Origin of the sequence: Pedobacter sp. Bi126 (genome assembly GCF_918698245.1) — a bacterium.
In the GTDB taxonomy this organism is placed as follows: Bacteria; Bacteroidota; Bacteroidia; order Sphingobacteriales; family Sphingobacteriaceae; genus Pedobacter.
The window spans coordinates 153,085-167,069 of the sequence record NZ_CAKKMS010000005.1 but is presented as its reverse complement, the minus strand read 5'-3'; the positions used below and the strand labels follow the sequence as shown (position 1 = coordinate 167,069).

The 13,985-nt window shown below is 40.2% G+C and carries 8 protein-coding genes; 5 read left to right on the top strand and 3 right to left on the bottom strand.

Annotated features, from left to right (window positions below; all coding sequences use genetic code 11):
* The first annotated feature begins 235 nt into the window (after positions 1-235).
* Both LQ201_RS19335 and LQ201_RS19330 read left to right on the top strand, forming a co-directional pair.
* Entirely contained in the window at positions 236-3,478 is a 3,243-nt protein-coding gene (locus LQ201_RS19335) for a TonB-dependent receptor (RefSeq protein ID WP_230144933.1), read from the top strand.
* A 29-nt stretch (positions 3,479-3,507) separates the two neighbouring features.
* Positions 3,508-5,508 carry a RagB/SusD family nutrient uptake outer membrane protein gene (locus LQ201_RS19330; protein ID WP_230144932.1) on the top strand — a complete coding sequence of 667 codons (2,001 nt, stop codon included), beginning with the start codon at positions 3,508-3,510 and terminating at the stop codon, positions 5,506-5,508.
* Positions 5,509-5,575: 67 nt separating this feature from the next.
* On the opposite strand, the gene LQ201_RS19325 is transcribed toward LQ201_RS19330, so the two are convergent.
* Positions 5,576-5,851, bottom strand: a complete 276-nt coding sequence (locus LQ201_RS19325) for a Txe/YoeB family addiction module toxin (protein ID WP_230144931.1) — start codon at positions 5,849-5,851, stop codon at positions 5,576-5,578.
* 3 nt (positions 5,852-5,854) lie between these two features.
* The gene (locus LQ201_RS19320; RefSeq protein WP_230144930.1) at positions 5,855-6,130 is read right to left on the bottom strand and encodes a type II toxin-antitoxin system Phd/YefM family antitoxin; all 276 of its coding nucleotides are present in this window, start codon (positions 6,128-6,130) and stop codon (positions 5,855-5,857) included.
* A 345-nt stretch (positions 6,131-6,475) separates the two neighbouring features.
* Between LQ201_RS19320 and LQ201_RS19315 the strand changes: the two genes are divergently transcribed.
* The 3 genes from LQ201_RS19315 (at position 6,476) to LQ201_RS19305 (ending at position 12,380) form a co-directional block, all read left to right on the top strand.
* Positions 6,476-7,477, top strand: coding sequence for a family 43 glycosylhydrolase (locus tag LQ201_RS19315; protein ID WP_230144929.1), 1,002 nt, complete (start codon positions 6,476-6,478; stop codon positions 7,475-7,477).
* Positions 7,478-7,482: 5 nt separating this feature from the next.
* Positions 7,483-10,446 carry a sugar-binding domain-containing protein gene (locus LQ201_RS19310; RefSeq protein ID WP_230144928.1) on the top strand — a complete coding sequence of 988 codons (2,964 nt, stop codon included), beginning with the start codon at positions 7,483-7,485 and terminating at the stop codon, positions 10,444-10,446.
* A 263-nt stretch (positions 10,447-10,709) separates the two neighbouring features.
* A complete protein-coding gene (locus tag LQ201_RS19305; RefSeq protein WP_230144927.1) occupies positions 10,710-12,380 on the top strand; it encodes a beta-xylosidase in 1,671 nt (556 codons plus the stop codon).
* Positions 12,381-12,701: 321 nt separating this feature from the next.
* Here LQ201_RS19305 and LQ201_RS19300 read toward each other — a convergent pair whose 3' ends face one another.
* Positions 12,702-13,955 carry a glycoside hydrolase family 28 protein gene (locus tag LQ201_RS19300; RefSeq protein WP_230144926.1) on the bottom strand — a complete coding sequence of 418 codons (1,254 nt, stop codon included), beginning with the start codon at positions 13,953-13,955 and terminating at the stop codon, positions 12,702-12,704.
* Positions 13,956-13,985: the final 30 nt, after the last annotated feature.

Here is a 13,985-nt window from a genome sequence, read left to right as displayed (position 1 = left end):
ACAATGCAATCGTTTGCACCTAATCACCCCTATACTACCACTTTAAAGCCTTAAGATTAAGAAAAGACTATTGTAGTCAAACATTAAAAACTAACTCATTTTCATTCTATAACAGATAATACATTCAGGAAAGAATGGATTAATTGCTTAATCATATGCCCTCAAAACAGGTAGCACACTCCATCTAGTATGCTATTTGGCTAAATAACCAAATATTTACATAACCAATAAAACTATGGATCTTAATTTTTATCCAGAAAATCTAAAGCGACGAAAAGGCTCTTCGTACAAAAAAATCCTGATTACGGGTATGTCGGCATTGTGCCTACTTTGTGTGGCGAACACTGCAGATGCGACCAACCTTAAAGCAACACCGGGAACTTTGGGTATAAACATTTCAACGAGCAAACGGGATGTTAACCTTAAAGGAAAAATTGTTGATGAAAAAGGTGAAACTTTGGTTGGCGTTAGTATAAAAGTAAAAGGTACAACTATTGTTGCCTCTACCGATGCCAACGGTGCTTTCTCCATCACTATTCCCTCAACGGTGAGCAATCCGGTTTTGGTAGTTTCGTACATTGGATATACCACACAAGAAGTACCTGTCGATGGAAAAACAACGATCAGCATCCAATTAAAAAGTTCCACAAATGATTTAGATGAGGTTGTGGTTGTTGGTTATAACACGGTGAAGAAAAGTGATTTAACCGGAGCGGTTGTAAGCGTGGGTGCAGAACAGATCAGATCGAGGCCGGTACAAAATGCATTACAAGCCATACAGGGTAAGGCAGCCGGAGTTGATGTTACTTCAAACGAGCGCCCCGGTCAGATCGGCTCTATTTTAATCAGAGGCGTACGATCTATAAACGCCAGTAATTCACCGCTTTACGTTGTAGACGGCATTCCATTTGCCGCAGGTGGTATCGAAGCCATCAATCCTAACGATATCGAAACCATCGACATTTTAAAAGATGCATCGGCAACTGCAATTTATGGATCGAAAGGAGCAAATGGTGTTGTATTGGTTACCACCAAAAAAGGTAAAGCCGGCAGATTAACTTTAGATTATGTGGGTACGGCAACCATCGAAACCATCCAGAACAGAACACAGATGATGAATGCTGCTGAATACATCGAATTCCGTCGCGATGCTTACCGTCGTGTAGGTTATTTAAATCCTGCGGCACAGGCAAGTACTACTTATCCTGTTATACCAACACAAGCAGATGATAACCGCATATTTCCTAACGATAGTTATGTAACGGCGAACATTGCACAAGGCTGGCAAAATGGCGTTTACGATGGCAGTTTAGTGCCTACAACAAATTGGACCGATTTGGTTACGCGGACTGGTATTACACAAGACCATGTATTAAGCGCCAGTGGCGGTACAGACAAATTAAAAGCCTACGCCTCATTTGGCTACTTAAACCAGATTGGTACAGAACTTGGCCAGGATTATAACCGTTATACTTCTAAGGTAAGTGTAGAACTGAATCCGGTAAAGTGGTTTAAATTCGGGGCTAACATTACCGCATCTTATGGCTTGCAGAACTATGGATTTTCAACAGGTAATGCAACAGGTCCGAGCAGTTTATATGGTGCAGCACTTGGCATGCTTCCTGTTGCTGTACCTTTTGATGTAAACGGTAACAGGATCAATTTACCAGGTGCCGATATCAATATTCAAAATCCCGTGGGTGAAGATCAATACAATATCAACTTACGTAAAGTGTTAAGAACAATCGGCTCTTTTTATGCTGAAGTAAGCCTTTTAAAAGGATTAAAGTATCGTATTAACTTCGGCCCTGATTTTTATAATAACTACAACGGAAGATACCAGGATGCAAAATCAATCAATCGTGGCGCGGGCGAATCAGGCTCTACCAATTATGCTCAGCTTAACCAAAACAACAGATTTGCCTACACGTTAGATCACTTGGTTTATTACGATAAAACAATAAAAAAACACAACTTTGGCGCTACTTTATTGCAGAGTTCATCGCTCTTTAAAGAAGAGAGTTCATCCATGACGGGAACTAAAATCCCTTTAAGTAACCCGCTCTGGTACGGCTTAGGCGGTGCCAATATTCCGAGTCTGGATGCTTTTAGTACCGATTTGAGCAGAAACACCCTTGTATCTTACATGGCCAGGGTTAATTACAGCTTTAATAGCAAATACCTGTTAACGGCATCTGCCCGTTGGGATGGTGCATCGCAATTAGCTGAAGGCAACAAATGGGACTTTTTCCCTTCTACTGCAATTGCGTGGCGTATAGATCAGGAAGATTTCATGAAAAACATTAAATGGATCGATCAGATGAAACTTCGCTTAGGTGTAGGTAGTGTAGGTAATTCGGCTATTTCTTATGGAACAACGTTAGGTAAATTACAGCCCTTAACTTATACTTATGGTGGCTCGGTACAAACCGGATATGTAGCATCAGATGCATCACTGGCCAGTCCGCCTACTTTACCAAACAAGGCGCTTGGGTGGGAGCATACCTTACAATATAACCTTGGTCTTGATTTTAGCTTAGTTAAAGGAAGAGTTGGCGGTTCCATAGATTTATATAAATCTAAAACCACCGACCTGTTATTGCAAAAAGATATCTCTTCGATAAATGGTTATACTTCATCTTTCGACAACATTGGAGAAACCCATAATAAAGGTATCGACATTACCCTGAATACTGTAAACTTAAAAAACAAAGATTTTAGCTGGTCTACAACCTTAAGCTTTTCGGCAAGTAAAGATAAAGTGGTTAAACTGGCCAATGGCGATGTAATTGGTAGTTTATTGTTCATCGGTCAAAGGGTTAGAGTAGCCTACGATTTTGTAAAAGATGGCATCTGGCAAAATACGCCTGAAGACTTAGCTGAAATGGCAAAATTTAATGCTAACCTACCGGCAGCAAGCGCTTTTAAACCTGGTAGTATTCGGGTTAGGGACTTAAATAACGATTATAAAATTGATGCCAATAACGATAGAATGATAAGAGGAAGTTACACACCAAGCTGGACCAGCGGGATTACCAATACTTTTAATTACAAAAACTTCGACCTTTCTATTTTTATTATTGCAAGATATAATTTCTTAATTGCCACGGGTGCAGAATCGCTTCAGGGCCGTTTTGCCCAACGCTTGGTTGACTATTGGACACCAACCAACCCAACAAACGATTATCCTGCACCAAATTATGGAAGTGCAGCCGGCGATCCTTACAGAAGTTCTATGAACTACCAGGACGGATCTTTCGTAAAAATCAGAAATATCTCATTGGGCTATTATTTCCCGGAAAAAATTGCCAAAAAATTAGCGTTATCTAAATTAAGGGTATATGCACAAGCCATTAACCCAGGTTTAATTTATTCTAATGTAGGCTGGGTTGATCCTGATTCGGGCATCTCATCCAACAATAGCGTTACCTCAACTTTTAACAGAGGTGTAGTATTTGGTGTTAATGTTAGCCTTTAATCCTTAATCGCTATTTAAAGAAATTGATCATGAAAAAGATTATAAATATATTATCGAGTGCTGCAATATTAGGAGGATTGATGATTTTCCCTACTTCCTGCAAAAAAAGCTTCTTAGATGAAGAGGTTGTTAATGCCCGTACCACTGCAGATTTTATCACAACTGACGGCCTCGACGGTTTAACCATAGGCATGTACCAAAGTTTAAAATTTCATTTTAATTATACCTGGGCATACACTACATCCAACTATGGAGTTGACGAATTTACCGTTGGTGGAGATAGAACTGAACAAATGTGGAACTCTTACGACGCAAGTTTAAATTCCCTTAATTCGGATGTGGCCAGTGTATGGGACAATATGTACGAAAACATAAATTCGGCCAATATTCTTATCAAAAACGTACCATTGTACTATCAGGGCGCAAGTAAAAACACACGCCTGGGCGAAGGTTATTTTATGCGCGCTTTCGATTACTTTAAACTAGTAAAACAGTATGGTGGTGTTCCGTTAAGGTTAGAAGCACAGGATTTCATTCAGGAAGAATTTATAAGGAACAGTGCAAAAGAGGTATATGAGCAAGTGATTCAAGATTTTACACAAGCTTATAACTTTTTGCCGCCTACGGTAACAGAAACCGGACGGATTACCAAATGGGCGGCTGCGCACTTTTTGGCAAAAGCATATTTATTCCGTGCAAGTGAAATAAACAATGCATGGAATAGCGATACCAAAACTGCAGATCTTCAGAACGCTGTAAAATATGCAGACCTTGTGATTAATAGCGGTCAGCATACCCTGGCTACCAACTTTAGCGATTTATGGAATTTCACCACCATTGATGGAGCGAACGAAACCAATAAAGAAATCATATTAGCCGCACAGTTTTCTGGCAATACAGCTACTCAGGGCCGTTATGGTAACCAGATACATTTGTATTATCCGTCTATTTACCAAAATTTACCAGGTATGCAACGTGATATCCCGGGCGATCGTGAATTCCAGCGTTTAAGATCTACAGATTATGCCCTGGATGTTTTCGACCGCGTAAACGACTCGAGGTTTTGGAAAAGCTTTAAAACACGTTATTTATGTAATAGACCTGCCGGAGCACCACTTTGGACAGCTGGAACAGCACCAACACCAGATCTTGTGGGTAAAGCAAAATTTGCTGGCGGCGAAGAATCTATTTTATACATCGTTAATAATGCAGGCGATACCAGGTATACACCCGCAGTTGCGAATGCAAACCCTGCACTTCCCACCGATATTGGCCGCCGCAAGCCAAGTATGTATGTAAGGTACTTTGCTGGTCAACCGCAAAGTTATTTGGGTGGACATGGAAATTATGGTGTAAGTCAGTTTGTTGCTTTATCTAAATTTATGGATGGTTCAAGAAATGCTGTAGCCTCACAATTTGGTCAACGAGATGGCATTTTAGCACGCCTGGCAGAAACCTACTTAATTGCGGCTGAAGCTTACGGACGAATGGGCCAGTTTGCGCAGGCCATTCCATACTTAAATAAAGTTAGAGACCGTGCTGCATATAAAGAAGGAGAAGACAGATCAGCATATGTAGATGGTGGTGCGTCATATAAAAACAACCCTGCAGCAAACACAGCGCCATTTGTTTCATACTCTGATAAAAATAGTTATTTCGAATCAAATAACATCACTGCCACAACAGCCACCACGTTAACCAATATGCACTTAAATAATGAGGCCGATATATTTAACTCCAACAAAGAGTTCTATGATAAAATTGGTGCTACCTCACAGGAAAATAAGTTTACCGCTTTTATCTTAAACGAACGCTCGAGAGAGCTAATGGGCGAGCTATTACGCTGGGAAGATTTGGCACGTACCAAAACATTGGTTGCAAGAACAGCTGCCTTTAACGATGAAGCAAAACCATCAGAAAGCAAACATTACCTACGCCCAATTCCTCAAAGTTTCTTAGATGTAATTAAGAGCGGGGGCGCGGCATTAACACCTGAACAAAAACAGGCTATGCAAAACCCTGGCTGGTAAGCCAATTAAGCATTTAAAAAAGAGCAATTTACTTTCGGGTTTATTGCTCTTTTTTATTTGGATATTACTATTTATTGTAGTGAAACCGGCATTGAATCACGGCACATTGTTGATCTTTGCCTTTGGTACCCGATACTTGACAAACCAAACGATGTTCCCCGGTAATCCGCCGTGACCAAAAGCCTTTTAAATTATGCTTTAAAGCTTCAGGTTTTCCTAAACCATGAAATGGTGTTCTTGTTATATCTTTCAGGAGTGCCCTAATTTTTCTTTCCGCTTCATCATCATTATCCATCCAATATTCAAAATCCTCCCAGGCTTCTTCAGTAAACAATATATTCATTGCTTAAAGCTCAACAGACTTTTCGTCTTCTACGGAAAATTGCTTCATTCTACCGTTTTTTAAACTCTCTATAGATTTATCTAATCTTTTGCGATTTGCTTCAGTCGACATTAAATGTGCAGTTTCGGTAAGTGCATTATATTCTTTAATTGAAATCACTACTATAGCATCATCTTCGTTGTTATTTCGCGGAACAATTAAAACATCCTCTGTAGCACTTATTTCATCAAAGTAGCTCTTCATGTTTGTTCTGAGCGAAGAAATGGTTACTGCTTTCATCTTAATCGAATTTGTACAATAAAATGTACATCTTAATGTACAAAAAACCAAATAAAAATAATAACATGATCTATGCTATTATTTCCTCTATCGCAGATTCGGCTCTGTTAAATTGTATTGCTTTTGTTACCCACCCCGCTATATCGGATAAAGTATTATTTCAAACGTTTGAAAAGCGCTAAAAGCTGTTTATCCATATGCAACCTATTTTCTACAGGATAGAGCAGGATGGCCCTCTCAATTTTAAACGCTAAACTCGTTTAAACTATTTAACCAAATATTTCTTTTTATTAGTGGCATTTTTATCCAATGGTATAGAAACGGTCCAATAATGATCAATTTGAGATGAAAAAACTCCTCCTTGCCTTTTTGATATTGTTTTCTATATGTGCTTTTGCTCAAAAAAGCAATAAAACAACACTAGTTCCCAAGCCATTGTACAGCGATCCTGTTTACGATGGCGCTGCCGATCCGGTGGTCATCTGGAATAAAGGAGAAAAGAAGTGGTTTATGTTTTATACCAACCGCAGAGCAAACGTTAAAAACCTTGATGGCGTAAGTTGGGTACATGGCACGCGTATCGGCATTGCCGAGTCGAAAGATGGTGTAAAATGGAAGTACCGCGATACCTGCGATATTCAATACCGGCTAACCGATTATACCCATTGGGCACCAGAAGTAATCGAAAATAAGGGAATTTACCACATGTATTTAACCTATGTGCCTGGCGTTTTTAAAGATTGGCGCCACCCACGGTACATTGTCCATCTTACCAGTAAAAACCTCATCAACTGGAAATTCGAATCCAAACTGAACCTTGCCTCCGATCGCAGCATTGATGCCTGTGTATTGAAATTGCCTGATAACAAAGGCTGGCGCATGTATTACAACAATGAAATGGCCGGCAAATCGATCTATTATGCCGATAGTAAAGATCTGTACAACTGGGAAGATAGTGGCAAAAAATTAATTGGCGATAAAGGCTGCGAAGGTCCAAAAGTTTTCTACTGGAAAAACACTTATTGGATGGTAGTAGACAACTGGAACGGTCTCGGCATATATTCATCTACGGATCTCCTCACCTGGAAACGCCAGCCCAAAAACATTTTACAGGCACCCGGAAAAGGAACCGATGATGGTGTAATGGGCGGTCATGCCGATGTGTTGGTGAATGGCGATAAAGCCTATATCTATTACTTTACCCATCCTGGCCGAATACCCGAAAATAAAGGGATCGATAACTACATGACTAGAAGAAGTGTACTTCAACTGGCAGAATTAGCATACGCCAATGGTGAAATTATTTGCGATCGCGATAAACCTTTATCTATTAGATTAAATCCATAACAAATATGAAGCATATTTACCTCTTTTTAATAGTTACGTTCTTGCCCTTTATCGCTTTTGCGCAACAACCGACTAATCAAAGAAAAACCTACAACTTTAATCCTGGCTGGAAACTCTTTGTAGGTGATTTACCTGGCGCAGAAAGTACCGATTTTGATGATAAGGCATGGGAGCCGATTACCCTACCCTATGCCTGGAACGAAGACGAAGCCTTCAAAAAATCTATAGAAGATTTATCAACCGGTATTGCCTGGTACCGCAAGCATTTTACCATTTCAGAAACCAGCCAAAGGAGTAAAATATTCCTTGAATTTGAGGGCATCAGGCAGGCGGGTGAATTTTACCTGAACGGAAAGTTTATTGGCCGGCATGAAAACGGTGTGATGGCTTTTGGGTTCGACATTAGCAGCTTAATCAACCAGAACAAAGAAAATGTACTAGCAGTTAGAATCGATAATGCCTGGAACTACAAAGAAAAGGCGACCAACTCTGGCTACCAATGGAACGATAAAAATTTTAATGCCAACTATGGGGGGATATCTAAAAACGTGCGCCTGCATGTTACTGGTAATGTATATCAAACACTTCCGCTTTATTCTACTTTAAAAACTACGGGTAACTACTGTTACGCTAAAGATTTCAATATTAAAGGTAAATCAGCTTTAGTGGTTTCTGAATCGCAGGTCAAAAATGAAAGTGAAACAGATAAAAAACTGGTTTATGAGGTAGAACTTAAAGACCTTGATGGAAAAATAGTTAAAACCTTTAAATCCGCAGAAACCAATATCAAAGCTGGCGATACTTTAACCTTAAAAGCCGAAGCATTGGTAACCGGCTTAAATTTTTGGAGCTGGGGCTACGGCTACTTATACACGGTTACTTCAAGATTAAAATCTGAAGGCAAACTTATCGACGAGCTCAGCACCAAAACCGGATTTAGAAAAACAGCATTTAAAAATGGGATGGTTTATTTGAACGATCGGGTATTGATGATGAAAGGTTATGCCCAGCGCAGCAGTAACGAGTGGCCGGCAATCGGCTTATCAGTACCACCTTGGCTAAGCGATTATAGCAATCAACTCATGGTAGAAAGCAATGCCAATTTGGTACGCTGGATGCACATTACGCCATGGAAACAGGATATCGAATCTTGCGACCGTGTAGGTTTGATCCAAGCCATGCCTGCCGGAGATTCGGAAAAAGATGTTACCGGAACCCGTTGGGATCAGCGAAAAGCGGTTATGACAGATGCGATTATTTACAACCGCAACAACCCGAGTATCGTTTTTTACGAATGTGGAAACGAATCGATCAGTACAGCACACATGCAGGAAATGAAAGAGATTAGAAATCTTTACGACCCAAACGGAGGCAGAGCAATCGGATCGAGAGAAATGCTCGATATCCCTGAAGCTGAATATGGTGGCGAAATGTTGTACATCAATAAAAGCGCAACCAAACCATTATGGTCTATGGAGTATTCAAGAGACGAGGCCCTAAGGAAATATTGGGACGAGTTCTCCCCTCCTTTTCATATAAATGGTGCAGGTCCGAAATACAAAGATGCCGATGCCAGCGATTACAACCGCAACCAGGATTCTTTTGCCATTGAAGATGTAATCCGTTGGAACGAATATTATGAAGAACGCCCTGGAACAGGAACCAGGGTAAGTTCTGGTGGGGTAAACATTATATTTTCTGATTCGAATACCCACCACCGCGGCGAAGAAAACTACCGCAGAAGTGGAGAAGTGGATGCGATGCGCATTCCTAAAGATGCCTTTTTTGCACACAAAGTAATGTGGGATGGTTGGGTTGACGCTAAAAAAACAGGCATCCACTTAATCGGGCACTGGAACTACAAAACTGGAGTTAAGAAGAATGTATATGTAGTGGCCAGTGGCGACAAGGTAGAGCTGATCTTGAACAATAAATCGCTTGGTTTTGGCGAAAAAAGTAATGGTTTTCTGTTCACTTTTAAAAACATAACTTTCCAGGCGGGCACAATAAAGGCCATTTCTTATTCTTCAGCAGGAAAAAAACTGGCAGAAACACAATTAAAAACAGCAGGCAAACCAGTAGGATTAAAACTTACTGCAATGAAAAACCCAAGCGGTTTTAAGGCTGATGGTGCCGATGTGGTATTGGTGCAGGTTGAAGTAATAGATCAGGATGGAAACCGTTGCCCTACGGCTTCAAATATGATCAAATTTAGTTTCGATGGCCCAGCCGAATGGCGTGGAGGTTTAGCCCAGGGGCCAGATAATTATATTTTGGCCAAAGATCTGCCAGTAGAAAATGGGGTAAACAGAGTGCTCATCAGATCGACAACTACTGCCGGAAAAATTAATTTAACCGCAAAAGCAGAAGACTTACGGCCTGCAAGCCTTTCATTCGAAACTTTACCGGTTAATACTACTCAGGGATTAGCTAACCAATTACCAAGCGATGGTTTGAAACCGAACTTAAGCAAAGGTGCAACACCGCTTGATCCCTCGTACACAATTTCCCGTAAATCGATTAAAATTATTGCTGCTGAAGCAGGTGCAAACAGCGAAAAAGCCAATTTAAGCTTCGATGATAATGAATTGAGCGATTGGGTAAACGATGGAAAAATCGCTACCGCGTGGATCAAATATACTTTAGCAAAAGAAAGTACAGTATCAGCAGTCTCCTTAAAATTGAATGGTTTTAGAACCAAAATTTATCCATTAAGGGTCCTGGTTGATGGAAAAGTGGTTTTCGAAGGCAATAGCAAACCTAGCCTGGGTTATTTTACTGCAAACTGCAAACCAGCAAAAGGAAAAACAGTGACCATACAGTTAATGGGTTCAGGAAAAGAAAAAGAAAACTCATATATTGGCGTAGAGGTAAATGGTAAAAAACTTGATGATGGTGTTGACCGTGCAGAAACCAAACTAAAAGGTGGTTTAAGTATTATTGAAGCAGAAATTTACGAGCAGCCATAGGCAGACTTCCGAAGTTTAACAGCCCCGTGGCTTTGCAAAACTTCGAAAGTCTATACTAACTTTTAAACGATCATCACCCTTAGAGAATCGTCATTTCGACCGCAGTGGAGAAATCTTTGAACATTCCCGCCTGTGCGGGAATGACGACCGATTATTTAAAACCGTTAATGGTAGCTTGTCGAAGGGCAATCTTTTTTTGATTTATTTTAAACGTAAGGGTCTTCGACTACGCTCAGACTGACATCATATAAAAACAATACAATATGAAAACATTTAAAAAAGCTTACCTCCTACTCTTTAGCTTAACCGCTTTCATCTATACAGCAAATGCGCAGTCTAAAGCCAACATCGAGGTTAATTTCGACAAGAATATAGCACCCATGAAACCCATTTGGGCCTGGTTTGGCTACGATGAGCCGAATTACACCTATATGAAAGATGGCCAGAAGTTATTGACCGAGATCTCTAAATTAAGTCCGGTTCCGGTATATGTACGTGCGCATAACTTGCTAACCTCTGGCGATGGTACCCCTGCTTTAAAATGGGGATCGACGAATGCCTATACTGAAGATGCCAAAGGTAATCCGGTTTACAACTGGAAAATTGTTGATCAGATTTTCGATACTTACGTAAAAAGAGGCATGAAACCTTTGGCTCAAATAGGCTTTATGCCTGAGGCACTTTCAACCAAACCTCAACCTTATCAACACAAATGGAAACCTGGCGCCCGATATGATGAAATTTTAACCGGCTGGGCGTATCCGCCAAAAGATTACAAAAAGTGGGGCAATTTGGTTTACGAATGGGTAAAACATTGTGTAGCACGATATGGCAAGGCTGAGGTAGAAAGCTGGTACTGGGAAGTGTGGAACGAGCCTGATGGCGCTTATTGGAAAGGTACACAGGCCGAATTCTTTAAACTTTACGATTACGCTGCCGATGGACTAAAACGTGCCTTACCTACTGCGAAAATTGGTGGTGCCAACGTAACAGGTGGCGGAACGAAGTACTTGGATGCCTTTATCAAACATTGTTTAAACGATACCAATTATGTAACGGGCAAAATCGGTTCGCCTTTAGATGCTGTTCTTTTTCATGCGAAAGGCTCGCCAAGGGTGGTTAATGGAACCGTAGTGATGAATGTAAGGGCTCAACTCCGCAATATTGATGGAAATTATAAGATCATCAGTAAATATCCTCAACTTAAAAATATCCCTGTAATTATCGGCGAATCCGATCCTGAAGGCTGTGCAGCCTGTGGCATGAGCACCAATCCTGAAAATGCCTACCGAAACGGCACCATGTATTCGAGCTATACCGCAGCCTCTTTTGCCCGGCTTTATGAACTTACAGATAAATATAAAATCAACCTGTTGGGCGCTGTTACCTGGTCGTTCGAATTTGAAAACCAGCCTTGGTTTGCAGGTTTTCGCGATTTAGCCACCAACGGCGTTGATAAACCTGTTTTAAATGTATTCAGGATGTTTGGCCAGATGAAAGGGAACCGTGTTGAAGCCACAAGTAACCGTATGTACAATTTAAATTCTATTTTAGATTCGAGCATCAGAAAACCACAAACAGACATAGGTGTTTTAGCCACTAAAGCCGAGAAAACCGCTGCTGTTATGTTGTGGAATTACCACGATGAGGATAAAGCAGATTCTAAAGATGTTGTTTCCATCTTGTTGAAGAAATTGCCCGCAAAAATGGTAACCATCACAGAATATCGCATTGATACCGAAAATAGCAATTCTTATTCAGAATGGAAAAAAATGGGTTCACCCCAAAATCCAGATGCGAAACAGATTGCAGCATTAGAAAAATCCGGCCAGCTTAAAATGATTGGTAAACCCAGAAAATTTGACACCACAGGTGGTGCTTTTGAAATGGAATTAGCCAGGCAAGGAGTAGCTTTGTTGAAGTTGGATTGGTAGCATTTAGCTTTTTTTTTGCCATGGAAACACTGAAAGCAGGAAAATAAAGAAGTATTTTTCTCTTGGTCGGCGGCTCACAGACCAAAACAATCGTTTATAACGATGTAATCGTAATGCTATTTATGCACTCGTTTGGAAACGAGCGCAAGCAATAGTAAAAGTTGCCGTGGTCTGTGTCTCCACAGACCACCTAAATATATTTTTTTCGTTCTGTGAGGACACAGACCGAGGATAAAGCATACTCATTCTACTTCCGTAGGACCTATTTGTGCTTCGGAACAGTAAATTGATATTCTGTTTAAATGTCATTGAAGTCTGTCACTAAGGTTTAACGACTAATGGCGCTCCATTTACCATTACGTTCTCAATTTTAACATCCTGATACCTGTTTTTCAAAAAAGGTGTTTTTGTAGTTACTTCCAAATCTTTAAAAAGAAAACCAGATACCTTATCTTCAGGGTTCCCATCCATTTCGCCGAATTTTGTTGCTTCTACTTTAATGTTTGAGATCTTGATGTTTCTGATTGTCCCAAATGGCTTCGCCGTGCTACCTGCCAAATCGAAAAACTGTTTCCAAGGATTTAAGTCGATAATTGCGCCGCATTTTCCTGTAATGTTTTCTACCGTAATATTTTCGTAAAGCTGAAAAGTATCTCCACGCATTTTCATTTTTAAAATCGGGCAGTTATTTTCTACCTTACAGTTTCGCATGGTAATATTGCGTGCATGAATACACTCGCTTCCCATGGTTAAAGTAGCATGTGCTTCGCCAATAGTACAGTTTTCAATTAAAATATCTTCAACAGCACCATTTTCTGGCAGTTTTTGTGCATCGGGTCCTTTACCGCCTTTAATACAAATGGCATCGTCATTTACAGAGATATAACAATTCCTGATCGTTACATTTTTACAAAAATCAATGTCAATGCCATCAGTACTTGGTGCTTTTACTGGCCGAAACGGCGAACGGATATCACAATTCTCAATTAATACATGATTAGATTGGTATAGATGGGTGGTCCAGAATCCAGAATTACGCAATTTTACCCCCTTAATATTCACATTATTGCATCCCCAGATAAAAAGTAACCGTGGACGGCTAACTTCAAGGTTTGTAGATTCCCTTCCTAATTTCTTAAGCGAATCGCGATGTGCCCAAAATGTTTTCCAGAATTTAAGGCCATTTCCATCAATAGTTCCCGGACCTGAAATACTAAAACCATCTACTTTTGTCGCATTAATTAATGCCGCAAAGTATTTAAGGCTCCTCCCTTCCATACGCGACGGAATAAAAGGGTAATCTTTTATGTTATCAGATCCTTTAAGCACAGCACCTTCTTGTAACAACAGCTTAGTTTTAGGCTTGAAAAAAAGTGCCCCGCTAAGGTAAACACCTTTAGGGATTACAATCGTTCCTCCTCCTTTTTGATAGGCTTTATCGATTACAGCCTGAATAACTTTCGTGTTTAATTTAGTGCTATCTGATCTGACACCAAATTTTGTAATGATATAATCTTGAGCCATGGCATTTATACCAATGGCGGTAAACAAAGCGAGTATAAGGAGTTTTTTCATGATAAAATACATATTGCGGTGCAAAGCTTT